23 protein-coding genes and 1 tRNA gene are annotated in these 23818 nt (G+C 67.9%); 12 read left to right on the top strand and 12 right to left on the bottom strand.

Features of this window, described 5'->3' with window-relative positions; translation table 11 throughout:
• Positions 1-99: 99 nt before the first annotated feature.
• From aat to carB, 10 genes are all read right to left on the bottom strand, one after another.
• Entirely contained in the window at positions 100-774 is a 675-nt protein-coding gene (aat, locus tag HNR01_RS14495; protein ID WP_183668231.1) for a leucyl/phenylalanyl-tRNA--protein transferase, read from the bottom strand.
• Between the two features lie 96 nt (positions 775-870).
• A complete protein-coding gene (gene accC / locus HNR01_RS14490) occupies positions 871-2238 on the bottom strand; it encodes an acetyl-CoA carboxylase biotin carboxylase subunit (protein WP_183668229.1) in 1368 nt (455 codons plus the stop codon).
• A gap of 10 nt (positions 2239-2248) precedes the next feature.
• On the bottom strand, positions 2249-2722 hold the full coding sequence (gene accB, locus HNR01_RS14485) for an acetyl-CoA carboxylase biotin carboxyl carrier protein (RefSeq protein WP_017486733.1): 474 nt from the start codon (positions 2720-2722) through the stop codon (positions 2249-2251).
• A 16-nt stretch (positions 2723-2738) separates the two neighbouring features.
• Complete coding sequence (gene aroQ / locus HNR01_RS14480) at positions 2739-3194, bottom strand: type II 3-dehydroquinate dehydratase (protein WP_017486732.1); 456 nt, start codon at positions 3192-3194, stop codon at positions 2739-2741.
• A gap of 115 nt (positions 3195-3309) precedes the next feature.
• A complete protein-coding gene (locus HNR01_RS14475; RefSeq protein WP_012452953.1) occupies positions 3310-4200 on the bottom strand; it encodes a LysR family transcriptional regulator in 891 nt (296 codons plus the stop codon).
• A 388-nt stretch (positions 4201-4588) separates the two neighbouring features.
• On the bottom strand, positions 4589-5563 hold the full coding sequence (trxB, locus tag HNR01_RS14470; RefSeq protein ID WP_096484194.1) for a thioredoxin-disulfide reductase: 975 nt from the start codon (positions 5561-5563) through the stop codon (positions 4589-4591).
• Between the two features lie 155 nt (positions 5564-5718).
• A complete protein-coding gene (locus HNR01_RS14465; RefSeq protein WP_017486729.1) occupies positions 5719-6798 on the bottom strand; it encodes a mitochondrial fission ELM1 family protein in 1080 nt (359 codons plus the stop codon).
• 33 nt (positions 6799-6831) lie between these two features.
• Complete coding sequence (locus HNR01_RS14460; protein ID WP_183668418.1) at positions 6832-7326, bottom strand: hypothetical protein; 495 nt, start codon at positions 7324-7326, stop codon at positions 6832-6834.
• A gap of 5 nt (positions 7327-7331) precedes the next feature.
• A complete protein-coding gene (gene greA / locus HNR01_RS14455) occupies positions 7332-7808 on the bottom strand; it encodes a transcription elongation factor GreA (protein WP_183668416.1) in 477 nt (158 codons plus the stop codon).
• Positions 7809-7943: 135 nt separating this feature from the next.
• Positions 7944-11417: a carbamoyl-phosphate synthase large subunit gene (carB, locus tag HNR01_RS14450; RefSeq protein ID WP_017486726.1), complete on the bottom strand. Its 3474-nt coding sequence runs from the start codon at positions 11415-11417 to the stop codon at positions 7944-7946.
• A 298-nt stretch (positions 11418-11715) separates the two neighbouring features.
• On the opposite strand from carB, the gene HNR01_RS14445 reads away from it, so the two are divergent.
• Positions 11716-12147, top strand: coding sequence for a pseudoazurin (locus tag HNR01_RS14445; RefSeq protein WP_183668227.1), 432 nt, complete (start codon positions 11716-11718; stop codon positions 12145-12147).
• A gap of 40 nt (positions 12148-12187) precedes the next feature.
• On the opposite strand, the gene HNR01_RS14440 is transcribed toward HNR01_RS14445, so the two are convergent.
• The gene (locus HNR01_RS14440) at positions 12188-12676 is read right to left on the bottom strand and encodes a CAP domain-containing protein (protein WP_153875621.1); all 489 of its coding nucleotides are present in this window, start codon (positions 12674-12676) and stop codon (positions 12188-12190) included.
• Positions 12677-12891: 215 nt separating this feature from the next.
• Positions 12892-12968 (bottom strand) — tRNA-Asp (locus tag HNR01_RS14435).
• 534 nt (positions 12969-13502) lie between these two features.
• Between HNR01_RS14435 and HNR01_RS14430 the strand changes: the two genes are divergently transcribed.
• The 11 genes from HNR01_RS14430 to nuoK all read left to right on the top strand — a co-directional run bounded on the left by HNR01_RS14430 (position 13503) and on the right by nuoK (position 23788).
• Complete coding sequence (locus HNR01_RS14430; protein ID WP_017486722.1) at positions 13503-13868, top strand: NADH-quinone oxidoreductase subunit A; 366 nt, start codon at positions 13503-13505, stop codon at positions 13866-13868.
• Between the two features lie 52 nt (positions 13869-13920).
• Positions 13921-14508: a NuoB/complex I 20 kDa subunit family protein gene (locus tag HNR01_RS14425; RefSeq protein ID WP_183668225.1), complete on the top strand. Its 588-nt coding sequence runs from the start codon at positions 13921-13923 to the stop codon at positions 14506-14508.
• A gap of 11 nt (positions 14509-14519) precedes the next feature.
• Positions 14520-15179: an NADH-quinone oxidoreductase subunit C gene (locus tag HNR01_RS14420; RefSeq protein WP_017486720.1), complete on the top strand. Its 660-nt coding sequence runs from the start codon at positions 14520-14522 to the stop codon at positions 15177-15179.
• Between the two features lie 11 nt (positions 15180-15190).
• Positions 15191-16381 carry an NADH-quinone oxidoreductase subunit D gene (locus HNR01_RS14415; RefSeq protein WP_183668223.1) on the top strand — a complete coding sequence of 397 codons (1191 nt, stop codon included), beginning with the start codon at positions 15191-15193 and terminating at the stop codon, positions 16379-16381.
• A 19-nt stretch (positions 16382-16400) separates the two neighbouring features.
• Positions 16401-17633 carry an NADH-quinone oxidoreductase subunit NuoE gene (nuoE, locus tag HNR01_RS14410; RefSeq protein ID WP_183668221.1) on the top strand — a complete coding sequence of 411 codons (1233 nt, stop codon included), beginning with the start codon at positions 16401-16403 and terminating at the stop codon, positions 17631-17633.
• A gap of 10 nt (positions 17634-17643) precedes the next feature.
• On the top strand, positions 17644-18945 hold the full coding sequence (nuoF, locus tag HNR01_RS14405) for an NADH-quinone oxidoreductase subunit NuoF (protein ID WP_017486717.1): 1302 nt from the start codon (positions 17644-17646) through the stop codon (positions 18943-18945).
• 34 nt (positions 18946-18979) lie between these two features.
• Positions 18980-21046 (top strand): NADH-quinone oxidoreductase subunit NuoG, encoded by a 2067-nt coding sequence (gene nuoG / locus HNR01_RS14400; protein WP_183668219.1) that lies wholly within the window; start codon positions 18980-18982, stop codon positions 21044-21046.
• 12 nt (positions 21047-21058) lie between these two features.
• Positions 21059-22081: an NADH-quinone oxidoreductase subunit NuoH gene (gene nuoH, locus HNR01_RS14395; RefSeq protein ID WP_183668216.1), complete on the top strand. Its 1023-nt coding sequence runs from the start codon at positions 21059-21061 to the stop codon at positions 22079-22081.
• An 85-nt stretch (positions 22082-22166) separates the two neighbouring features.
• Positions 22167-22655 carry an NADH-quinone oxidoreductase subunit NuoI gene (gene nuoI / locus HNR01_RS14390; protein WP_017486714.1) on the top strand — a complete coding sequence of 163 codons (489 nt, stop codon included), beginning with the start codon at positions 22167-22169 and terminating at the stop codon, positions 22653-22655.
• 201 nt (positions 22656-22856) lie between these two features.
• Positions 22857-23477, top strand: coding sequence for an NADH-quinone oxidoreductase subunit J (locus tag HNR01_RS14385; protein WP_017486713.1), 621 nt, complete (start codon positions 22857-22859; stop codon positions 23475-23477).
• Positions 23478-23482: 5 nt separating this feature from the next.
• Positions 23483-23788, top strand: coding sequence for an NADH-quinone oxidoreductase subunit NuoK (gene nuoK, locus HNR01_RS14380; protein ID WP_003598182.1), 306 nt, complete (start codon positions 23483-23485; stop codon positions 23786-23788).
• The last annotated feature ends 30 nt before the right edge of the window (positions 23789-23818 follow it).

Below are 23818 nucleotides of genomic sequence, written 5' to 3'. Positions count from 1 at the left end.
AGGGATCATCCCTTTGGCAGGGTCTCGGGGCAGCGCCCCGATGTCCTTCCAGGGCTCTGCTCTGGACCCGCGAGAGGATTTCTCCTTTCGAAACCTCGACTAGGACTCTGTGCTGCCGATCCCGAGGGCAGCCAGCGCTTGGCTGCCACGAAACACCCGGTCCCGCGGGCCCCACTCGGCGCGCTCGGTGATCGCGGCGGCGAGCTGGCGCTTGTAGATGTGGCGCGGCACCTCCTCGACTCCGAACTGGCTGAGATGCTCCGTCAGGAACTGCGTGTCGGCGAGCCGGTAGCCGCCCGCGCGAAGCCGGGCGACGAGGTGGACCAGAGCGACCTTCGAGGCGTCACGCACCTCGTGGAACATGCTCTCGCCGAAGAAGGCGGCTCCGAGCGATACGCCGTAGAGCCCGCCCGCAAGGCGCCCCTCGTGGTAGACCTCGATCGTGTGGCAATGGCCGAGATCGAACAAGGCGCCGTAAAGATCGCGGATGCGGGCGTTGATCCAGGTGCGGGCCGTATCTCGGCGCGGGGCGGCGCAGCCGTCGATCACCGCATCGAAATCCCGATCGCTAACGACCTCGAACAGGTTGGAGCGCACGGTGCGGGCGAGTCGCCGGGGCACGTGAAAGCGGTCGAGGGGCAACACGCCGCGGGCGCGGGGCTCGACCCAGTAGATCGTCGGATCGTCCGCATCCTCGGCCATCGGGAAGATCCCGGCGGCATAGGCCTTGAGCAGGATGTCGGGCGTGATGTCCACGGGATGCCTGTCGTGCATCGGACGTTGTCGCGCGCTCCCGGCCCGAGCGCCAGCCGGTACTCGGGCGCAGGCGTGACGAGGAGGCGGAGGTGACAGGGCGTCGGGCCCCGTCCCTCAGCGCCGCGGCTCGACGCCGGCGGCTTCCTCGCGGGCGAGGAAGCTCTCGAGCCAGTGAATGTCGTACTGGCCGTTCTGGACGTCGGCATTGCGCACCAGCGTGCGGAACAGCGGAAGCGTGGTGTCGATGCCGTCGACCACGAACTCGTCGAGCGCCCGGCGCAGGCGCATCAGGCACTCGTTGCGGGTGCGGCCGTGCACGATCAGCTTGCCGATCAGCGAGTCGTAGTGCGGCGGGATGCGGTAGCCCTGGAAGGCTGCCGAGTCGACCCGCACGCCGAGGCCGCCCGGCGGATGGAAATAGGTGATCAGGCCCGGCGAGGGGCGGAAGGTCGACGGATGCTCGGCGTTGATCCGGCACTCGATGGCGTGGCCCTCGACCTTGATGTCTTCTTGAACCACCGACAGGCCGCCGCCGGCCGCGACCCGGATCTGCTCGTTCACGAGGTCGATCCCGGTGATCATCTCGGTGACGGGATGCTCCACTTGGATCCGCGTGTTCATCTCGATGAAGTAGAACCGCCCGTCCTCGTAGAGGAACTCGATGGTGCCGGCGCCGAGATAGCTGAGCTCGCGCATGGCGTTGGCGCAGATGCCGCCGATCTCGGCGCGCATCTCGGCGTTGAGCGCGGGCGAGCCGCCTTCCTCCCAGACCTTCTGGTGGCGACGCTGGAGCGAGCAGTCGCGCTCGGCCAGATGCACGGCGCCGCCGCGTCCGTCGCCCAGGATCTGCACCTCGATATGGCGCGGCTTGGTCAGGTACTTCTCGAGGTAGACCGCGTCGTCGCCGAAGGCGGCCTTGGCCTCCGTGCGGGCCATGTCGAGCGCCTGTTCCAGCTCGGCTTCCGAGCGGGCGACCTTCATGCCGCGCCCGCCGCCGCCGGAGGCCGCTTTCACCAGCACCGGATAGCCGATCTCGGCGGCGACCCGCTTGGCCTCGTCGGGGTCGCTGACCCCGCCCTCCGAGCCCGGCACGCAGGGGATACCGAGGCGCTTGGCGGTGCGCTTGGCCTCGATCTTGTCGCCCATCACCCGGATATGCTCGGCCTTGGGACCGATGAAGCCGATATTGTGGTGCGCCAGCACCTCGGCGAAACGGGCATTCTCCGACAGGAAGCCGTAGCCCGGATGGACGGCATCCGCCCCGGTGATCTCGCAGGCGGCGATGATCGAGGGGATGTTGAGGTAGCTGTCGCGGGCGGCCGGCGGGCCGATGCAGACGCTCTCGTCGGCGAGCCGCACGTGCATGGCATCGGCGTCCGCCGTCGAGTGGACCGCGACGGTGGCGATACCGAGCTCCTTCGCCGCCCGCAGGATGCGAAGTGCGATCTCGCCGCGGTTGGCGATCAGGATCTTGTCGAACATCGCGGGGAGGCTACTCGAGAACGAGGAGGGCTTCGCCGTACTCGACCGGCATCCCGTCCTCGACGAAGATCGCGGTCACCGTGCCGGCGCGGGGCGCGACGATTTCGTTGAAGGTCTTCATCGCCTCGACCAGCAGCAGCTTGTCGCCGGCCTGGACCTTCGTGCCGACCTCGATGAACGGCTTCGCGTCGGGCGACGGCCGCAGATAGGCGGTGCCGACCATGGGGGAGGGGACCGCGCCGGGATGGCCGGCGCCGGACTTGGCGGGGGCGGGCGCCATGGCAGCCGGCGCCGCCGCGACGGGCGCCGCCGCGACCATAGCCGGGGCGGCGGGCGCGACCTGAACCGAGACCGCCTCGATCTTGCGGGCGACGCGGATGCGCAAGTCACCCTTCTCGACCTCGATCTCGCTCAGATCGGTCTCGGCGACCATCCGGGCGAGCTCGCGCACCAATTCGGGATCGAAGGGTTCGTTCTTGGCCATCGGCTCTTGGTTCACGTCAGGAGGCGGACGGGAGCTGTCCGCGCAGGAGATGGGCGAGAGCATCGAGCCCGACAATGTAGCTGTGGGGACCGAAACCCGAAATCACACCGGCGCAGACCGGGGCGATCCGCGATACGTGCCGGAATTCCTCGCGGGCATGGACGTTCGAGAGGTGGATTTCCACCGCCGTCACCCCCGCGCCCTTGATCGCATCGCGCAGTGCGATCGATGTGTGCGTGTAGGCGGCGGCGTTGATGAGCACCCCGGCTCCGGCGGCCCCCGCCTCCTGCACGAACGTCACCAGTTCGCCCTCGTGATTCGTCTGACGGAAGGTCAGGGCGATATCGAGGCGGGCTGCGCGTTCCCGCAGGCTCTGCTCGATATCGGCGAGGGTCGCCGCGCCGTAGATGCCGGGCTCGCGCGTGCCGAGGAGGTTGAGGTTCGGCCCGTTGAGGCAGTGGATCGCGATCATGCCGTCCGGCTTCGTCGGCCGGAGGCTTCGCGAACCGCCCGGCGGGATGGGCGGTCTTAGACGAGGGAGTCGGGGCGCGACAAGGGCGCTTGTCGGCCGGCGGCCCGGCCACGCTTCAATAAGTCCAGCGCTGCGCCTTGTTCACGAGGAAATCGCGGAACGCCTGGACGCGGGCGACCGAGCGCATCTCCTCGGCATAGACGAGATAGCTCTCCATCGTCGGCATCTCGCTCTCGCGCAGCACCTGGACCAGGCTCTCGTTCCCGTCGACGGCGTAGTCCGGCAGGATGCCGACGCCGATGCCCGCCTCCATCGCCTTGTGGAGCGCGGCGATGTTGTTGACGGTGAAGTGGACCGGGCGGCGGTCGTCGCCCTCGCGGCCGATGCTGGCGAGATAGTGGGTGGCGAGCAGGTAGGACGGCTCGTTGCCGCCGAAGGAGACGAGGCGGTGCTCGTCGAGGTCGGCGATGGTCTTGGGCTCGCCGAAGCGCTTGACGTAATCGGGGCTCGCGAAGGCGTGGTAATGCACCGTGAACAGCCGGCGCTGGATCAGGTCCGGCTGGGCCGGCCGGCGCATGCGAATGGCGATGTCGGCCTCGCGCATGGCGAGGTCCAGTTCCTCGTTGGTGAGCACCAGCTCGATGCGCACATCCGGGTAGAGGTCGAGGAACTCGGAGACGCGCTGCGACAGCCACGAGGTGCCCAGGCCCACCGTCGTCGTCACCCGCAGGTCGCCCGAGGGGCGCTCGCTGGTCTCGACGAGACGGGCGCGGGTGTTCTCCAGCCGGAGCTTCATGTCGCGGGCGGCGCGGAACAGCAGGTCGCCCTGCTCGGTCAGGATCAGGCCGCGGGCATGCCGGTGGAACAGCGGCGCCTTCAGCTCGCGCTCGAGGGCGCTGATCTGCCGGCTCACCGCCGACTGGCTGAGCCCGATGTCGTCGCCCGCCCGCGTGAAGCTGCCGGCTTCCGCGACGTTGAGGAAAATCCGGATCTTGTCCCAATCCAAGGCCGTCACTCCCGCCCGTCGAGGTCGGCCCGTCGCGGTCAACCCATCACGGGGGACCACAACCTTCGGGCGTTGCACGACGCCAGTCTGTTGCCCCGCCGTGCCCGACGAAAGGCGTCCTCGCGTAACCTGCTGGCTCCCGCAGCATTCAGGTTATGACGGCAACCTTGCGATTTGGTTGCGTCATTTTCGCCATCAACAGGGAAATGCGTATCAAACAACGTCTTCAATGCTTCGACAGCATCTGTTCCCCGTCGGTCACCGTATCCGACACGATGGCGAAAAGGGCGTTGTTTTGGACAGTACTTGAAATGCCCGCGAAACATTCGGGGCCTGCGGCCCCGCGAGGGCGGACGGGTCCGTGCCCGCGGGGCGCCGGGTCGGCGGCTTACTCGGCGGCGGCTTTGGCCGGGCTCTCGCCGACATCGAGATTGGCCAGGAACTTCTCCGCCTCCAGCGCCGCCATGCAGCCCATTCCGGCCGCCGTGATCGCCTGACGGTAGACGTCGTCGGTGACGTCGCCCGCCGCGAACACGCCCGGGATCTCGGTCGCGGTCGTGCCCGGCGTCACGGTGATGTAGCCGCCGTGCCGCATCGGCAACTGGCCCTCGAAGATCGCGGTGGCGGGCTGGTGGCCGATGGCGACGAACAGGCCGTCGGTGGGCTGCTCGACGATCTCGCCGGAGCGCAGGTCCTTCAGGCGCAGATGCGTCACCGAGGGCGGCGTGTCGGAGCCGCAGATCTCTTCCACCGCGTGGTGCCACTTCACCGAGACGTTGGCGTGCTTGAACAGGCGCTCCTGCAGGATGCGCTCTGCCCGGAACTCGCCGCGGCGGTGGATCACGGTGACGGATTTGGCGAGGTTGGCGAGGTACAGGGCTTCCTCGACCGCGGTGTTGCCGCCGCCGACCACGGTCACGTCCTTGCCGCGGAAGAAGAAGCCGTCGCAGGTGGCGCAGGCCGAGACGCCGAAGCCCTGGAACTTCGCCTCCGAGGGCAGGCCGAGCCACTTCGCCTGGGCGCCCGTGGCGATGATCAGGGCGTCGCAGGTGTAGGTCTCGCCGGAATCGGCCTCGAGCCGGAACGGACGCACCTTGAGATCGACCTTCGTGATGTATTCCGAGACGATCTTCGTGCCGACATGCTCGGCCTGGAGACGCATCTGCTCCATCAGCCAGGGCCCCTGGATCGCTTCAGCGAAGCCCGGATAGTTCTCGACGTCGGTGGTGATCATCAGCTGGCCGCCGGGCTGGAAGCCCGAGATCAGCAGGGGCTCGACCATGGCGCGGGCGGCGTAGATCGCGGCGGTGTAGCCGGCCGGCCCCGAGCCGATGATCACGAGCCTCGCATGGGTGTGCGCCATCTGTGCCGTCTCCTGTTCGGGGGCGGGCGGTCTCCGAAGGGCCGGCCGTCCACTCGTCCTGTGTTCCGTCGCGTCCGATCCTGCACGACGCGGGCAAATATTTCCTTCCGAGGATCGGGACGCGTGAGAACGTCCCGTCTCGTCCGGCTGCCGCCTCAGAGCGATCCGCGCGGAGGCGCGATCAAGGCCGGCGCGGGCCGGCCCTCATCCGATCCCCCCGCCGCGAAGCGCCGGCGATGCTGCACATAAGCCTCGGCCAGAGCCGCGGCGATCTCCGGCGTCGCGTCGATCGGGGCGTAGCGCAGAGCCTCCAGGCGCCCGATGAAGGGCTTCAGCGCGCCGGCCATGGCAAGGCCCGCGAACATCCGCCTGTGCCGGATATAGGTGCGCGGCAGGTCGAACAGCAGGAGCGGCACGCCGGTGCTGGCGGCCTCGCCGACCATGTTGGCGGAATCCGAGGTGACGACGATGTGGTCGGCGATCGCCAGCATGCCGACATAGGGGTTCTCGCCGCTGCCGTCCCAGAAGAAGCCGCCCTTCTCCCTCACCAGGTTTTCGAGGGCGGTGCGCAGATCCGGCGGCGTGCGCCGGGACACTGTCAGCATCAGCGAGCAGCCGCCCTCGGCAAGCTTGGTGAGGTCGCGTACCAGCCGCTGCATGTCGGCCTTGCGGTAGCGCAGATGCCGGCTGTCGCCGCCGATCAGCACGGCGATGCGCGGCCAGGGCAGCCGCGCGAGCCGCGGATCGGGGGTCGTGCGGGCGGCATCGAGCCGGGCGCGGGAGACAGGGTGCGGCGCGGTGAGCGTGGTGAAGACGTTGGGCCCACGCAGGTCGTCGTAGTCGGGAACCCAGATGAAATCCGCCGTGTCGTGGCCGGTGCGCGGATCCTTGAGGAAGGCCGTGAAGGTGCGCCGGTCCGAGGCACGGCGCACGGCGCGCAGATAGGGCACGGCGCGCCGTCCCGACGCGATCAGGACGTCGGGAAGCGGTCCCCGCAGCAGGCCGCCCGCCCGGCCCGGCGCGTCGCGCGGATCGATCGGCCCCCAGGGAGCCATCCAGGTCAGGGGTCGCCCGTCCGGAATCCGCCGCGTCTCGTAGGAGAGGCCCAGCGCCTCGGCGATCCCGACGCACTGGTTCTCGTCGCCGGCCTTGCCGTCGGTGAGGATCCAGGTGCGAGCCCGCGCGAGTTCCGGCGGTACGCTGCCGTCGGCCTTGACCGGCCCTTGTTCGTTCACGCGACGCAAACCCCTGGTCCCATGAAACCCGGCCTACGGGGCCGGGAGTCTCCGCCGCAGCCACTGCGCGTAGTGCTCGGCCAGCGCTGCGACCCGGCGCCGCTCGGAGGCTGGATCGTACCACGCGCCGCCGGAACTCGCGGGCAGGGCCGAGAGCTGCGGGTGACGCGCAAGGATCTCGCCCCCGCGTCCGACCAGCAGGGCCTCGCCGTCGAGATAGTCGGTCGCGCCGCCGCCGCCGAGACTGCCGCCGCGGCCGAAGCCCTCTCCGCCGGCATAGGGGGTGAGCGAAAGACCGTTCACCCGCACCACCAGAGTCGGGCCGCCACGCACCAAGCGGTCAGCAAAGCTGCGCTGCAGCGCCTCGGTCAGATCCGCCCGCAGCGCTTGCGTCTGAGGGCCTCGGGCGTAGGCCTGCAGCGGCCTCACATCGACGGACACGCCGCCGAGCCGGCCGAAATCCTGCGCCGGGGCGGGAGCGATCCCGCCGAGCAGGGCGAGCAGCGCCGCAAGACCGGCAAGGCGCACCGGGGTCAGGCCCCCCACTCGACGGCGACGACCTCGTAGGACTTGCCGCCGCCGGGCGTGGTGACCTCCACCGTATCGCCGACCGCCTTACCGATCAGGGCGCGCGCGATGGGCGAGGAGATCGAGACGCGGCCCTCGCGCACATCCGCCTCCGGCTCGCCGACGAGCTGGTAGGTCTTCTCCTCCTCGGTGTCCTCGTCCACGAGCTTCACCCGGGCGCCGAACTTGATCTTCGAGCCAGACAGCTTCGAGGTGTCGATGATCTCGGCCCGCGCGATCATGCTCTCGAGTTCCATCACCCGGCCCTCGTTGTGGGACTGGGCCTCCTTGGCGGCGTGGTACTCGGCGTTCTCGGAGAGGTCGCCCAGAGCGCGCGCCTCGGAGATCGCCTGGATGATCCGGGGACGTTCCACCTGCTGGCGCTGCTTCAGCTCCTCCTCGAGGGCTGCGTAGCCGCGGGCCGTGATGGGAAGCTTGTCGATGCTCATGGTCTCGCGCCACAATGAAGAGGCCCGGCCGGAGCATGCGCTCCTTCCGGGCCGGGATAACGGCTCTCGATGTGTGGCCCCGGGCCGCCCGCCTCCGCTCGGCGGGCCACCCGGCACACGAACGTCTATTTAGGCCGCGAAGTATTCCTGCAAGGCACGCACCTGGAGATCGCCTTCGAGATAGGCCTTGATCCCCTCGGCCGCCGCCATCGCGCCGGCGAGAGTGGTGTAGTACGGCACTTTATGCAAGAGGGCCGCCCGCCGGAGCGAGCGCGAGTCGGAGAGCGCGCCGGCCCCCTCCGTCGTGTTGATGACGAGGGCGATGTCGCCGTTCTTGATCGAATCGACGATGTGGGGACGGCCCTCCAGCACCTTGTTGATGCGCTGGGTCGGGATGCCCTCGTCCGCCAGGTAGCGCTGCGTGCCGCCGGTCGCGAGGATGGTGAAGCCGAGGTCCGAGAGCAGCCGGATCGTCGGCAGCACCCGGGGCTTGTCGTCGTCGCGCACGGAGACGAACACCGTGCCGGTGCGCGGCACCGCCGTGCCGGAGCCGAGCTGGCTCTTGGCGAAGGCCACACCGAAGCCGGCATCGAGGCCGATGACCTCGCCGGTCGAGCGCATCTCGGGCCCGAGCAGCACGTCGACGCCGGGGAAGCGGGCGAAGGGGAACACCGCCTCCTTCACTGCGATGTGGTCGAGCTGCTTGGGCTTCAGGCCGAAGCCGTCGAGGCGCTCGCCCGCCATGATCCGCGCGGCGATCTTGGCGATCGGCTCGCCGATCACCTTGGCGACGAAGGGCACCGTGCGGGACGCCCGCGGGTTCACCTCCAGCACGTAGATCGCGCCGTCCTTGATCGCGTACTGCACGTTCATCAGGCCGCCGACCTTGAGGGCGAGGGCCATCGCCTTGGTCTGCCGCTCCAGCTCGGCGATGAGCTCCGGCGACAGGGTGCGCGGGGGCAGCGAGCAGGCGGAATCGCCCGAATGGATGCCCGCCTCCTCGATGTGCTCCATGATGCCGGCGATGAACACGCTCTGCCCGTCACAGACCGCATCCACGTCGACCTCGGTGGCGTCCGAGAGGTAGCGGTCGAACAGGAGCGGGTTCTTGCCCAGCACCGTGTTGATCTGCCCCGTCTTGTCGTTGGGATAGCGCGCCTTGATGTCGGAGGGGATCAGGCTCGGCAGGGTGCCGAGCAGGTACTCGGCGAACTGCGCCTCGTCGCGGATGATCGCCATGGCGCGCCCGCCCAGCACGTAGCTCGGACGCACGACGAAGGGCAGGCCGAGTTCGGCCGCTACCAGCCGGCTCTGCTCCACCGAGTAGGCGATGCCGTTCTTGGGCTGCTTGAGCCCGAGCTTGTCGAGGAGCCGCTTGAACTGGTCGCGGTCCTCGGCGAGGTCGATGGCGTCCGGCGAGGTGCCGAGGATCGGCACGCCGGCGCCCTCAAGCGCGCGGGCGAGCTTGAGCGGGGTCTGGCCGCCGAACTGCACGATCACGCCGTGGAGCTGGCCCGCCTGCCGCTCGGTCTCGACGATCTCCAGCACGTCCTCCGCCGTCAGCGGCTCGAAATAGAGCCGGTCGGAGGTGTCGTAATCGGTCGAGACCGTCTCCGGGTTGCAGTTGACCATGATGGTCTCGTAGCCGGCCTCGGTCAGCGCGAAGCAGGCGTGGCAGCAGCAATAATCGAACTCGATGCCCTGGCCGATCCGGTTCGGGCCGCCGCCGAGGATGATGACCTTCTTGCGGTCCGACGGGTACGCCTCGTCGGCGGTCTGGCCGGCGAAGGGCGCGACGTAGGTCGAGTACATGTAGGCGGTCGGCGCCTTGAACTCGGCGGCGCAGGTGTCGATCCGCTTGAAGACCGGCCGCACGCCGAGGCCCCGGCGGGCGGCGCGCACGGCGTCCTCGTCGGTGTCGGCAAGCACGGCGAGCCGCGCATCGGAGAAACCGGCCGCCTTGAGCTGGCGGAACGCGCCCGCGCTCCTGGGTAGACCGTGCGCCTTCACCCGGTTCTCCAGATCGACGATGGCCTGGAGCTGCTCCAGGAACCACGGATCGATCTTGCAGGAGGCATGGATCTCCTCATGGCTGATCCCGAGGCGCATGGCCTGGGCGACCTTGAGCAGCCGGTCCGGCGTCGGCGTGCCGAGCGCAGCCTTGATCGCGTTGTGGTCGTCGCCCTTGCCGAGGCCCTCGATCTCGATCTCGTCGAGGCCGGTCAGCCCCGTCTCCAGCGAGCGCAGGGCCTTCTGCAGCGATTCCGCGAAGCAGCGCCCGATCGCCATCGCCTCGCCCACCGACTTCATCGCGGTGGTCAGCGTCGGCTCCGCGCCGGGGAACTTCTCGAACGCGAACCGAGGGATCTTGGTGACGACGTAGTCGATCGTCGGCTCGAACGAGGCCGGGGTCGCCCCGCCGGTGATGTCGTTGGCGATCTCGTCGAGGGTGTAGCCCACGGCGAGCTTGGCCGCGACCTTGGCGATCGGGAAGCCGGTGGCCTTCGAGGCCAGCGCCGACGAGCGCGACACGCGCGGGTTCATCTCGATCACGATCATCCGCCCGTTCTCGGGGTTGATCGCGAACTGGACGTTCGAGCCGCCGGTCTCGACGCCGATCTCGCGCAGCACCGCCAATGAGGCGTCGCGCATCACCTGATACTCTTTGTCGGTGAGGGTGAGCGCCGGGGCGACGGTGATCGAATCGCCGGTGTGAACGCCCATCGGATCGACGTTCTCGATCGAGCAGACGATGATGCAGTTGTCCGCCCGATCGCGGACGACCTCCATCTCGTACTCCTTCCAGCCGAGCACGCTCTCCTCGATCAGCACCTCGTTGGTCGGCGAGGCGTCGATGCCGCGCTCGACGATCTCGAGGAACTCCTCGCGGTTGTAGGCGATGCCGCCGCCGGTGCCGCCCATGGTGAAGGAGGGACGGATGATCGCCGGCAGGCCGACTTCGGCGAGCGCGATCAGCGCCTGACCCAGCGCGTGCTCGATGTAGCGCCGCCGCCGTTCACCCTCGCCGCCGCTCCACTGCCGCTCGAACTCGGCGAGCGCCGCCTCGCGTGCGGCCGGATCGGACTGCGCGGCCTCGATCTTGGCCTTCTCGGCGAGGTAGCGGTCGCGGTCGGCCTTCTTGGCGGCGGAGGCGTTGGCGAGCGCGGATTTCGGCGTCTCCAGACCGATCTTGGTCATCGCGTCGCGGAAGAGATTGCGGTCCTCCGCCTTGTCGATGGCCTCGGCCGTGGCGCCAATCATCTGCACGCCGAATTTCTCAAGTACGCCCATGCGCTTGAGCGACAGCGCGCAATTGAGCGCGGTCTGGCCGCCCATCGTGGGCAGGAGGGCGTCGGGCCGCTCCTTCTCGATGATCTTGGCCACGACCTCCGGGGTGATCGGCTCGACGTAAGTGGCGTCGGCCATGTCCGGGTCGGTCATGATCGTCGCCGGGTTCGAATTCACCAGGACGATCCGGTAGCCCTCTTCCCGCAGGGCCTTGCAGGCCTGGGTGCCGGAATAATCGAATTCGCAGGCCTGCCCGATGATGATGGGGCCCGCACCGATGATGAGGATGGAGGAGATGTCGGTGCGTTTCGGCATTGAGCGCCTTGAATCGAGTTCGCGCGCGCTCGCCCTCGCGCGCCGCCGGTTCGAGGGCGGTGCCAAGGGGGCGCAGGCGCTGGGATGATCGTCAAGCCCCGCGTTTACACGCAGCCGCGCGGCTTTGAAAGGGCCGCTCGGTCCATCACTGGGCGGCGGGCCTTTTCCTCGTACATCGAAGTGTAGTTATTCGAATTTGCAATAAATTATCGATTTGATCGATCGACAGAGAGTCGATATCGCGCATATATCGACCAAAATGTCGATTAGATCGAGAATTATTATGAGGAAACGAGCAATGATCTTCAAGGTTCTGGTTCCCGCAGCCACTCTCGCCGGCGGGCTGCCGGCGCTGGCCGACGAGGTTTCCGTCAAGATGCTGAATAGCGGACCGGACGGGATGATGGTGTTCGACCCTGCCTTCGTGCGGCTGAAGCCCGGGGACCGCATCAAGTTCGTGCCCACCGACAAGGGACACAACGTCGAGACCATCAAGGGCATGGCGCCCGATGGCGCGGACTACGTGAAGTCGGTCGTGGGACAGGAGGCCGTCGTCACGTTCGAGCGCGAGGGCGTCTGCGGCTTCAAGTGCTCGCCGCACTACATGATGGGCATGGTCGCCCTCGTCGTGGTCGGCGACAAGCGCGACAACCTCGAGGCCGCCAAAAGCGCACAGCACAACAAGCTGACGCAGAAGCGCATGGAGCCGCTGCTCGCCCAGGTCCAGTGACGCCGGCGGCCCGGGCCGTCGAGGCCCGGGCCCGACCCGCTCAATCGCCTGCCATCACGAGGGCCCAGAAGCGCTTGTAGCGGGTCGCCGGTGCATCGACCCGGGCGATGCCGACCCGGCGCAGCTGCGGCATCAGCATGTTGCGATTGTGCTCGGGCGACGCCTTCCAGCGCGCGAGCACCTGCTCGAAGGTGTCCGAGCCCGCGCTCAGGTTCTCGGAGGCGTAGCGCTTGCCGAAACCGGCGCTTGCCATGCGGCTGTCGAAGCTGCCGGCAATCTCGTGGCTGAGCCGCCCGGCCCGCGCATTGGCCTGCGCCTGAAACGAGGCTGCGGTGATCAAGCTACGATCGAGTGAAACCGGGCCGAGCCCGTGCTGCGCCCGATAGCGGGAGATCGCCGCGGCCGCCGCCTGCTCATCGAGGATCACGGGCAGCGTCGGCATCCCGGCATCGAGCACGGGAGATCCGCCGCAGCCGGCGAGTGTGAGGGCGACGAGGATCGCGACGGCGGAAAGGCGCAGGTTCGGCATCGGCGGGAGATGGGCTGCCATGGGAGGCGCCCGCTTCCGCGGCCCGTGCGGCGAAACCGCGGCAGTTCAAGCGTGATGCCGGATGAAGTAGGGGGCTGTGGCGCCGCGGCCACGCAGCCGATTCCCGCGAGCCGATCGACGTCGAAGCTCGACTGGAGACTGACTCGCTGCTGCTGTGCTAGGTTTGGGAGAATTCCCGCTCGAGGCTGGGAACATGGCGCGGGCGACGGGGCTCGAACCCGCGACCTCCGGCGTGACAGGCCGGCACTCTAACCGACTGAGCTACGCCCGCGTTCTGCGTCGCCGGCCGGCTGGGCTCGTGTCGGCGACGAGGCGGGGTTTAGGGGGGGCGCCTTGGGCTGTCAAGCCGCTGAATCGCGGTTTGCGACGGTTCGGTGAAGCGCGGGCAGAGGCGCGTCGGGTAATCCAGCATCATCGTTGCCGTGACGGGGCGCCACGTTTCCGAAGCGGCTCGTTCGAAATGGCTGAGCCGCGGCCGTGACGCCCTTGTGGCCGCCCTACCTGGTATGCCAAATACCAAGCAAAGGGAGGCCGACAAGGGGTGGGGATGAAACGGCAACGCTCAAGCGTGGCAGGCGCTGCGCCGATCCGTCCCGTGGCCGGATGCATGGATGGTCCCATCTGTCAGCGAAAGAGGTGATTGTGCGACGCGCAATGCCCTTGTTTCGCCGGGGGGGCTCGTCTAAGCCTCGCCCGCGCTCAGTCTGGCATTGGAGGAATTCCATCCGAGGGATTCCGCACGCCGGAAACCGTCGCGAGGGCCGTCGCTCATGATCCTCACGCGCAACCATATGAGAGGTGCGACATGACCGGCCTGCTGGCAGATTATCTGCCGCTCATCATCTTCATCGGCGTGTCGCTGTTCATCGCGGTGGCGCTGCTGATCGCACCCTTCATCGTGGCCTATTCGAGCCCCGATCCCGAGAAACTCTCCGCCTACGAGTGTGGTTTCAACGCGTTCGATGACGCGCGCATGAAGTTCGACGTGCGCTTCTACCTCGTGGCGATCCTGTTCATCATCTTCGACCTTGAGGTCGCCTTCCTGTTTCCCTGGGCGATCACCTTCGGGGAACTCGGCTGGTTCGGCTTCTGGTCGATGATGGCCTTCCTCGGCGTCCTCGCCGTCGGCTTCGTCTACGAGTGGCGCAAGGGCGCCCTCGAATGGGACTAGCGGCGCAGCCTTCCCCGCGTCGTTTCCCGCCCGCACTCGCTCAGAGGCAGAGATGGCCCTGACTCCGACCTTTTCCCGCGCGCCCGACATCGCGCCGGCCCCGAAAGGGATCCTCGATCCCGCGACCGGCCGCCCGGTCGGTGCGAACGATCCGACCTTCCTGTCGATCAACAGCGAGTTGGCCGACCGCGGCTTCCTCGTGACCAGCGCGGACGAGCTCATCAACTGGGCCCGCACCGGCTCGCTGATGTGGATGACCTTCGGTCTCGCCTGCTGCGCCGTCGAGATGATGCAGATGTCGATGCCGCGCTACGATTGTGAGCGCTTCGGCTTCGCCCCGCGCGGGTCGCCGCGGCAATCCGACGTGATGATCGTCGCCGGCACGCTCACCAACAAGATGGCCCCGGCCCTGCGCAAGGTCTACGACCAGATGCCGGAGCCGCGCTACGTCATCTCCATGGGCTCCTGCGCCAATGGCGGCGGTTACTATCACTACTCCTACTCGGTGGTGCGCGGCTGCGACCGGGTGGTGCCGGTCGACATCTACGTCCCGGGCTGCCCGCCGAGCGCCGAGGCGCTGCTCTACGGCGTGCTTCTGCTGCAGCGGAAAATCCGTCGCACCGGCACGATCGAGCGGTGAGGGAGGGCGCGATGGAGGCCATCACCACCAACGGCATCACGCTCCGCCGCACCGTCGCGGCGGCCCAGGGCGAGGACGCCCTGCGGGCCATGGGCGAGCGCATCGCCGGGGCGCTCGGCCCCGCGGTCACCGATTGGAGCATCGCCTACGGCGAGCTGACGCTGATCGTCCAGGGCAGCGACATCGTCTACGCGCTGACCTACCTGCGCGACGATCCGGCCTGCGCCTTCCGCTGCTTCATCGACATCTGCGGCGCCGACTACCCGCAGCGGGCCCGCCGCTTCGACGTGGTCTACCACCTGCTCAGCTTGCGCCATAACATGCGGGTGCGCGTGAAGGTGCAGACCGACGCCGCGACGCCGGTGCCGTCCGCCATTCCGGTCTTCCCGGCGGCGAACTGGTTCGAGCGCGAGACCTACGATCTCTACGGCATCCTGTTCTCGGGCCATCCCGACCTGCGCCGGCTGCTCACCGATTACGGTTTCGAGGGGCATCCCCTGCGCAAGGACTTCCCGCTGACCGGGTTCGTCGAGGTCCGCTACGACCAGGACGAGGCGCGCGTCGTCTACGAGCCGGTCAAGCTCACCCAGGAATTCCGCAACTTCGACTTCCTGTCGCCGTGGGAGGGCACGGATTACGTGCTGCCGGGCGACGAGAAGAAGTCGAGCTGAGGGCTGCGGTCATGTCTGAGCACAACATCCGCAACTTCTCGATCAATTTCGGGCCGCAGCACCCGGCGGCGCACGGCGTGCTGCGCCTCGTGCTCGAACTCGACGGCGAGGTGGTCGAGCGGGTCGATCCGCATATCGGTCTGCTTCACCGCGGCACCGAGAAGCTGATCGAGCACAAGACCTACCTCCAGGCGACGCCCTATTTCGACCGGCTCGACTACGTGTCGCCGATGAACCAGGAGCACGCTTTCTGCCTCGCGATCGAGCGGCTCGCGGGCATCGAGGTGCCGCGCCGGGCCCAGCTCATCCGCACCCTGTTCTGCGAGATCGGGCGGCTGCTCTCCCACCTCCTCAACGTCACCACCCAGGCGATGGACGTCGGTGCGCTGACGCCGCCCCTGTGGGGCTTCGAGGAGCGCGAGAAGCTGATGATCTTCTACGAGCGCGCCTCGGGTGCTCGGCTCCACGCCAATTACTTCCGTCCCGGCGGCGTCCACCAGGACCTGCCGCCCGCGCTGATCGACGACATCGAGGCGTTCTGCGATCCGTTCCTGCAGGTGGTCGACGACCTCGACAACCTCGTCATGGCCAACCGCATCTTCAAGCAGCGCAATGTCGACATCGGCATCGTCTCGGTGGACGAAGCGATGGCCTGGGGGTTCTCGGGCGTGATGGTGCGCGGCTCGGGCATCCCGTGGGACCTGCGCAAGTCGCAGCCCTACGAAGCCTACGAGGAGATGGAATTCGACATCCCCGTGGGGAAGAACGGCGACACCTACGATCGCCAGGTGATCCGCATGGAAGAGATGCGGGAATCCGTGAAGATCATGAGGCAGTGCTGCGCCAAGCTGCGCGAGCCCGCCGGGCAGGGGCCGATCGCCTCGATTGACGGCAAGTTCGCGCCGCCGCCGCGCCGGGAGATGAAGCGCTCGATGGAAGCGCTCATCCACCACTTCAAGCTCTATACCGAGGGCTTCCACGTGCCCGAGGGCGAGGTCTACGCCGCGGTCGAGGCTCCCAAGGGCGAGTTCGGCGTCTACCTCGTCTCGGACGGCACCAACAAACCCTACCGCTGCAAGATCCGCGCTCCGGGCTTCGCCCACCTTCAGGCGATGGATTGGATGTGCCGCGGCCACCTGCTCGCCGACGTGTCCTGCGTGCTCGGCACGCTCGACATCGTGTTCGGCGAAGTGGACCGCTGAGGAGACGGGTCGAAACGTCATGGCGAACCGCAGGCTAGCCCCCGCCGCCGAGCAGCCCCAGAGCTTCGCGTTCACCCCCGAGAACGCCGACTGGGCCCGCGGGCAGATCGCGAAATATCCGGAGGGCCGTCAGGCCTCGGCCGTGATTCCGCTCCTATGGAAGGCGCAGGAACAGAATGGCGGTTGGCTGCCTCGAGCCGCGATCGAGGCGGTCGCCGACCAGCTCGGCATGCCGCATATCCGCGTACTCGAGGTCGCGACCTTCTACACGATGTTCGCCCTGGAGCCGGTCGGACGCTTCTGGATTCAGGTCTGCGGCACCGTCCCCTGCGATTGCTGCGGGGCGAAGGAGCTCAAGGCCGCCCTGCATGACCGCCTCGGCCCCTCCGGCCACGTCTCGGCGGACGGCAACTTCTCCTGGCTCGAAGTCGAGTGCCTCGGCGCCTGCTGCAACGCGCCGATGGTGCAGATCAACCAGGACTACTACGAGGATCTCAACCCTGAGAGCCTGAACAAGCTCATGGACGACCTCGCCGCCGGCCGCCCCGTGAAGGTCGGCTCGCAGATCGGCCGGATCTCCTCCGAACCCAAGGACGCGATCAACACCCTGACCGACGAGAGCCTGTTCGACGGCTCCCGCATCGGAGCGTGGCGCAAGCGCTTCGAGCAGACGGACGGTACCGGAGAGGAAGGCGTCAAGAAGGACGAGGCCGCCTCGACCGAGGCCCGCGTCAAGGACGAGACCAAGCCGGCCCGCCCGCAGGCCGGACGCGCCAACGAGTCGAACGCCGTCGACGGGCCCGCCGAGCGGGCGAGTGCCGGTGAGACGCCGGTGAAGCCGGAGGATCGGGCACAGGCGCGTGACGCGAAGGCGCCGCCGGCCCGGGATCCGGCCGTCGCCGAGGATAAGCTCCTGCGCACCGAGCCGCCGCAGCACCCGGCGACCATCGGCGCCGGGGACGACGTGCCCGAGAGCGAGAATCCGGAGGCCCGCGCCGACGCGGCCGGCACCCGGCCCAAGGGCCTCGACGCCCCGCGCGACGACCGTCCCGACGATCTGACCAAGATCAAGGGCATCGGCCCGGTCAACCAGCGCCGCCTGAACGATCTCGGGATCTGGCATTATGACCAGATCGCCGCGTGGTCGCCGCAGGAGGTCGCCTGGATCGGCGCCTATCTCGCCTTCCCCGGCCGGATCGACCGGGAGAACTGGGTCGGACAGGCATCCGACCTCGCCGGCAGCAAGGGTTGAGGAGCGGATCATGCTCTCCGATCAGGATCGCATCTTCACCAATCTCTACGGCCAGCATTCGCCGGGGCTCGACGCCGCCAAGAAGCGCGGCGCCTGGGACGGCACCAAGTTCCTGCTCGAAATGGGCCGGGACTGGATCATCGACGAGATGAAGGGTTCGGGCCTGCGCGGCCGCGGCGGCGCCGGCTTCCCCACCGGCCTGAAATGGTCGTTCATGCCCAAGAAGTCCGACGGGCGCCCGCATTACCTCGTCGTCAACGCCGACGAATCGGAGCCGGGCACCTGCAAGGACCGGGAGATCATGCGGCATGATCCGCACCTCCTGATCGAGGGCTGCATGCTGGCCTGCTTCGCCATGGGCGCGCATGCCTGCTACATCTACATCCGCGGCGAGTACGTCGCCGAAAAGTTCGCGCTCCAGCGCGCGGTGGACGAAGCCTACGAGGCGCGTCTCGTCGGCCCCTCCAACGTCCACGACTATCCCTTCGACATCTACGTCCACCACGGCGCCGGGGCCTACATCTGCGGCGAGGAGACAGCGCTGATCGAGAGCCTCGAGGGCAAGAAGGGGATGCCGCGACTCAAGCCGCCGTTCCCGGCCAATATGGGCCTCTACGGCTGCCCGACGACGGTGAACAACGTCGAATCGATCGCGGTGGCCGGCACGATCCTGCGCCGCGGCGGCGCGTGGTTCGCCGGGCTCGGCGGCAAGAACAACACCGGCACGAAGCTGTTCTGCGTGTCGGGTCACGTCAACAAGCCCTGCAACGTCGAGGAAGAGCTCGGCATCACCTTCCGCGAACTGATCGACCGGCATTGCGGCGGCATGCGCGGCGGCTGGGACAATCTGCTCTGCTCCATCCCCGGTGGCTCCTCGGTGCCGCTGGTGCCGGCCGAGCAGATCATCGACGCGAAGATGGACTTCGACACCCTGCGCAACCTCGGTTCGGGCCTCGGCACCGCGGCGGTGATCGTGCTCGACAAGTCGACCGACATCGTCGGCGCGATCGCCCGCATCTCGTACTTCTACAAGCATGAGAGCTGCGGCCAGTGCACGCCCTGCCGCGAGGGCACCGGCTGGATGTGGCGCGTGCTGACCCGCATGGCCGCCGGCCGAGCGCAGAAGCGCGAGATCGACATGCTTCTGGAAGTGACCAAGCAGGTCGAAGGCCACACGATCTGCGCGCTGGGCGACGCCGCCGCGTGGCCGATCCAGGGACTGATCCGGCATTTCCGGCCCGAGATCGAGAAGCGGATCGACCAGTACAGCGCCAACCCGCACATGGATGCGGTGCCGATGGCGGCGGAGTGAGCGCCGCCCCGATGCTCACCTTCGAGATGACCCGATGACCAAAATTCTCATCGACGGCACCGAGGTCGATGTCCCGGCCGACTACACCCTGCTTCAGGCCTGCGAGATCGCGGGCGCGGAGATCCCGCGCTTCTGCTTCCACGAGCGGCTGTCGATCGCCGGCAATTGCCGCATGTGCCTGGTGGAGCTGAAGGGCGCCCCGAAGCCGGTCGCCTCCTGCGCCTACGCGGTGAAGGATTGCCGCCCCGGCCCCAACGGTGAGCCGCCGGAGGTGCTGACGCGCTCGGGCACCACCAAGAAGGCGCGCGAGGGGGTGATGGAGTTCCTCCTCATCAACCACCCGCTCGATTGCCCGATCTGCGACCAGGGCGGCCATTGCGACCTGCAGGATCAGGCGATGGCCTACGGCGTCGACTCGACCCGCTACAGCGAGAACAAGCGCGCGGTCGAAGAGAAGTATATCGGCCCGCTGGTGCGCACGGCGATGAACCGCTGCATCCACTGCACCCGCTGCGTCCGCTTCCTCGCGGAAGTCGCCGGCGTGCCGGATCTCGGCGCCATCGGCCGTGGCGAGGACATGGAGATCACGAGCTACCTTGAGCAGGCGATGGGCTCGGAGCTTCAGGGCAACGTCGCCGACCTCTGCCCCGTCGGCGCGCTGGTCCACCTGCCGCAGAGCTACAACGTGCGCCCGTGGGAGCTGCACAAGACCGAGTCCGTCGACGTGATGGATGCGGTGGGCTCGGCGATCCGCATCGATGCCCGCGGTCGCGAGGTGATGCAGATCGAGCCGCGCATCAGCGAGGAGATCAACGAGGAGTGGATCTCCGACAAGACCCGCCACGTCGTCGACGGTCTGCGCCTGCAGCGCCTCGACCGCCCCTTCCTGCGCGAGAACGGGCGTCTGCGCCCGGCCTCCTGGGGCGAGGCGTTTTCCGCGATCGCCGCGAGGCTGAAGGGGGCCGATCCGAAGCGGGTCGGCGCGCTGGTCGGCGACCTCGCGGGCGCGGAAGAGATCTTCGCCCTCAAGCAGCTCATGGGCTCGCTCGGCGTCACGAATCTCGATGCGCGCCAGACCGGCGAGGCGATCGATCCGGCCTGGGGACGGACCGCCTACACCTTTGCGCCGACCATCCCCGGCATCGAGCAGGCGGACGCGATCCTCATCGTCGGCGCGAACCCACGCACCGAGGCCTCGCTGCTCAACGTGCGCATCCGCAAGCGCTGGCGCATGGCTCCGGTCTCGATCGGCCTGATCCTCGACGAGCAGCCGGACCTCACCTACCCCTACACCTATCTCGGCGCCGGCAGCGACACCCTCACCTCCATCGCCAAGGGTGAGCACAGCTTCCTCGACGTTCTGAAAAAGGCCGAGCGCCCGCTCGTCCTCGTCGGCGAAGGCGGGCTCGGTGCGCTCGCTGCCGCCGCAGCCCTGGCGAAGGATGTCGGTGCCGTGACCGACAGCTGGCGCGGTTTCGGCGTGCTCCACACGGCCGCCGCCCGCGTCGGCGCCCTCGATCTCGGCTTCGTGCCGGGGGAGGGGGCTTTGAGCTTCTCGCAAATGCTGGAGCCGGGCGCGCTGGACGTCGTGTTCAACCTCGGTGCCGACGAGCGGGTGATCGCGCCGGGTGCCTTCGTGATCTACCAGGGCACCCACGGCGATGCCGGCGCGAGCCGGGCCGACGTGATTCTGCCGGGCGCGGCCTACACCGAGAAGAGCGCGACCTACGTCAACCTCGAGGGTCGCGTGCAGATGGCCAACCGTGCCGGCTTCCCGCCGGGCGATGCCCGCGAGGATTGGGCGATCCTGCGCGCCCTCTCCGACGTGCTCGGCAAGCGCCTGCCCTACGACTCCCTCGCCGCCCTGCGGAAGGCGATGTATGCCGCGCACCCGCATCTCGCGGCGGTCGGCCAGGTCGAGGCGTCCGACGCGGCGGCGACGCTCGACATCCTCGCGGCGCTGCCGGGAGAGGGCGCGAAGGGCGCCTTCTCCTCGCCGGTCGCCGACTTCTACCTCACCAACCCGATCGCCCGCGCCTCGCGGGTGCTCGCCGAGTGCTCCAGCCTCGCCCGGGGCCGCGCCCTCGAAGCGGCGGAATAAGGGACGCCCGCGATGACCTTCTGGGAAGTGCTCGGCACCGTCCTCCTGATCGCGCTGAAGAGTTTCGTGCTGCTGGCAGCACTCCTCGTCTTCATCGCCTACGCGCTACTCGCCGACCGCAAGATCTGGGCGGCGGTGCAGCTGCGCCGCGGCCCGAACGTGGTCGGCCCCTGGGGCCTGTTCCAGTCCTTCGCCGACCTGTTGAAGTTCGTGCTGAAGGAACCGGTGATTCCGGCGGGCGCCAACAAGGCGATCTACCTGCTGGCGCCGCTGGTCTTCGCGATGCTGGCGCTCGCCTCCTGGGCGGTGATCCCGCTCGCCGACGGCTGGGCGATCGCCGACATCAACGTCGGCATCACCTACATCTTCGCGATCTCCTCGCTCGGCGTCTACGGCGTCATCATGGGCGGCTGGGCCTCGAACTCGAAATACGCCTTCCTCGGCGCCCTGCGCTCGGCGGCGCAGATGATCTCCTATGAGGTCTCGCTCGGATTCGTGATCATCTGCGTGCTGCTCTGCGCCGGCTCGCTGAACCTCTCGCGCATCGTCATGGCGCAGGACACCGCGCTCGGCCTGTTCGGCTGGTACTGGCTCTGGCTGTTCCCGATGTTCGGCGTGTTCTTCGTCTCGGCGCTGGCCGAGACCAACCGCCCGCCCTTCGACCTGCCGGAGGCCGAGTCGGAGCTCGTGGCGGGCTACATGGTCGAATACTCCTCGACCCCGTACCTGCTGTTCATGCTCGGCGAGTACGTGGCGATCATGACCATGTGCGCGCTCGGCACGGTCCTCTTTCTCGGCGGCTGGCTCTCGCCGATCCCGTTCGTGCCCTTCACCTGGGTGCCGGGCGTCGTCTGGTTCACGCTGAAAGCCAGCTTCCTGTTCTTCATGATCGCCATGGTGAAGGCCATGGTGCCCCGCTACCGCTACGACCAGCTCATGCGCCTCGGCTGGAAGGTCTTCCTCCCGCTCTCGCTGATCTCGGTCATCGTCGTCGCCTTCGTCCTCAAGCTCACCGGCCTCGCGCCGGGAGCCTGATCGCAACCCTTTGTGAGGTCGCATTTCCACGCGAGCCGGTACCCACCTCGCTTGGAAATGCTTCCAGAGAATCGGAGATCGCGCCGTGAAGCTCGATCAGGTCGCCAGAAGCCTGCTGCTGAAGGAGTTCGTGTCGGGGTTCTTCCTCGCCATGAAGTACTTCCTCAAGCCCAAGGCCACGATCAACTACCCCTTCGAAATGGGCCATCGCGGGCCGCGCTTCCGCGGGGAGCACGCCCTGCGCCGCTATCCCAACGGCGAGGAGCGCTGCATCGCCTGCAAGCTCTGCGAGGCGATCTGCCCGGCCCAGGCCATCACCATCGAGGCCGGTCCGCGCCGCAACGACGGCACGCGGCGCACCACGCGCTACGACATCGACATGGTGAAGTGCATCTACTGCGGCATGTGCCAGGAGGCCTGCCCGGTGGATGCCATCGTCGAGGGCCCGAACTTCGAGTTCTCGGTCGAGACACGCGAGGAGCTGCTCTACGACAAGCAGAAGCTGCTCGCGAATGGCGACCGCTGGGAGCGCGAGATCGCCCGCAACATCGCGATGGACGCGCCCTACCGCTAGTCCGCCGCCGGTTGTGCGTCGCACAGCCCAGATCTATAGAGCATCGTCCCGAACGGTGGCTTCCGGCCTTCGGAAAAGACGATGCGGAAACAGGAGCCTAGCGCGTCATCCGCGACGCGCTAGACCGGTCGCCGCCTGCGGCCGAGGGTCCACCGAGGCAGAAGGGAGCCGCTCAGCCGAGCGGCCGATGCTGAAAATCGCATGACCGCAGCCGCCGCCTTCTTCTATCTCTTCGCCAGCCTTGCCGTGGCCTCGGGCTTCATGGTGATCGCTGCCAGGAACCCCGTCACGTCGGTGTTGTTCCTGATCCTCGCCTTCGTGAACGCCGCAGGGCTGTTCGTGATGATGGGCGCCGAGTTCCTGGCGATGATCCTCGTCGTCGTCTATGTCGGCGCGGTCGCGGTGCTGTTCCTCTTCGTCGTGATGATGCTCGACGTGGACTTCGCCGCGCTCCGCCAGGGCTTCCAGCGCTACCTGCCGATCGGCGGCTTGATCGGTGCGATCTTCCTGATCGAACTGCTGCTCGTCGTCGGCACCTGGACCATCGATCCGGGCCTGGTGCAGGCGCCGCTCGGCCGCGCCGCCCACGGTGAGGCCGCCACCAACACCGAGGCGCTGGGCCGCGTGCTCTACACGGACTACGTCTACGCCTTCCAGATCGCCGGCCTGATCCTGCTGGTGGCGATGATCGGCGCCATCGTGCTGACCCTGCGCGAGCGCACCGGCGTGAAGCGCCAGGACATCGCCGTGCAGAACGCCCGCACCCAGGCGATGGCGGTCGATACCATCAAGGTGCCCTCGCGGCAGGGCGTGGAGGTCTGAGGGCCATGATCGGACTGAGCCACTATCTCACGGTTGCCGCGATCCTGTTCACGCTCGGCGTGCTCGGCATCTTCATCAACCGCAAGAACGTCATCGTCATCCTGATGTCGGTCGAGCTGATCCTGCTCGCCGTGAACATCAACCTGGTCGCCTTCTCGACCCATCTCAACGACATCACCGGACAGGTCTTCGCCCTGTTCGTGCTGACGGTCGCCGCGGCCGAGGCCGCGATCGGTCTGGCGATCCTGGTGGTGTTCTTCCGCAACCGCGGCTCCATCGCCGTCGAGGACGTGAGCATGATGAAGGGCTGACGCTCCCTCCCTGAAGAGAGCCCCGTCCCC

Origin of the sequence: Methylorubrum rhodesianum, from assembly GCF_014199985.1 — a bacterium.
Lineage (GTDB): Bacteria > Pseudomonadota > Alphaproteobacteria > Rhizobiales > Beijerinckiaceae > Methylobacterium > Methylobacterium rhodesianum.
This window is presented reverse-complemented; position numbering and strand designations above follow the sequence as displayed.

What these genes read in the sequence shown, in the direction of transcription:
- aat (WP_183668231.1), bottom strand. Translation starts at nt 774, where the DNA reads ATGCACGACAGGCATCCCGTGGACATCACGCCCGACATCCTGCTCAAG.
- accC (WP_183668229.1), bottom strand. Translation starts at nt 2,238, where the DNA reads ATGTTCGACAAGATCCTGATCGCCAACCGCGGCGAGATCGCACTTCGC.
- accB (WP_017486733.1), bottom strand. Translation starts at nt 2,722, where the DNA reads ATGGCCAAGAACGAACCCTTCGATCCCGAATTGGTGCGCGAGCTCGCC.
- aroQ (WP_017486732.1), bottom strand. Translation starts at nt 3,194, where the DNA reads ATGATCGCGATCCACTGCCTCAACGGGCCGAACCTCAACCTCCTCGGC.
- trxB (WP_096484194.1), bottom strand. Translation starts at nt 5,563, where the DNA reads ATGGCGCACACCCATGCGAGGCTCGTGATCATCGGCTCGGGGCCGGCC.
- carB (WP_017486726.1), bottom strand. Translation starts at nt 11,417, where the DNA reads ATGCCGAAACGCACCGACATCTCCTCCATCCTCATCATCGGTGCGGGC.
- HNR01_RS14445 (WP_183668227.1), top strand. Translation starts at nt 11,716, where the DNA reads ATGATCTTCAAGGTTCTGGTTCCCGCAGCCACTCTCGCCGGCGGGCTG.
- HNR01_RS14440 (WP_153875621.1), bottom strand. Translation starts at nt 12,676, where the DNA reads ATGCCGAACCTGCGCCTTTCCGCCGTCGCGATCCTCGTCGCCCTCACA.
- HNR01_RS14430 (WP_017486722.1), top strand. Translation starts at nt 13,503, where the DNA reads ATGACCGGCCTGCTGGCAGATTATCTGCCGCTCATCATCTTCATCGGC.
- HNR01_RS14425 (WP_183668225.1), top strand. Translation starts at nt 13,921, where the DNA reads ATGGCCCTGACTCCGACCTTTTCCCGCGCGCCCGACATCGCGCCGGCC.
- HNR01_RS14420 (WP_017486720.1), top strand. Translation starts at nt 14,520, where the DNA reads ATGGAGGCCATCACCACCAACGGCATCACGCTCCGCCGCACCGTCGCG.
- HNR01_RS14415 (WP_183668223.1), top strand. Translation starts at nt 15,191, where the DNA reads ATGTCTGAGCACAACATCCGCAACTTCTCGATCAATTTCGGGCCGCAG.
- nuoE (WP_183668221.1), top strand. Translation starts at nt 16,401, where the DNA reads ATGGCGAACCGCAGGCTAGCCCCCGCCGCCGAGCAGCCCCAGAGCTTC.
- nuoF (WP_017486717.1), top strand. Translation starts at nt 17,644, where the DNA reads ATGCTCTCCGATCAGGATCGCATCTTCACCAATCTCTACGGCCAGCAT.
- nuoG (WP_183668219.1), top strand. Translation starts at nt 18,980, where the DNA reads ATGACCAAAATTCTCATCGACGGCACCGAGGTCGATGTCCCGGCCGAC.
- nuoH (WP_183668216.1), top strand. Translation starts at nt 21,059, where the DNA reads ATGACCTTCTGGGAAGTGCTCGGCACCGTCCTCCTGATCGCGCTGAAG.
- HNR01_RS14385 (WP_017486713.1), top strand. Translation starts at nt 22,857, where the DNA reads ATGACCGCAGCCGCCGCCTTCTTCTATCTCTTCGCCAGCCTTGCCGTG.
- nuoK (WP_003598182.1), top strand. Translation starts at nt 23,483, where the DNA reads ATGATCGGACTGAGCCACTATCTCACGGTTGCCGCGATCCTGTTCACG.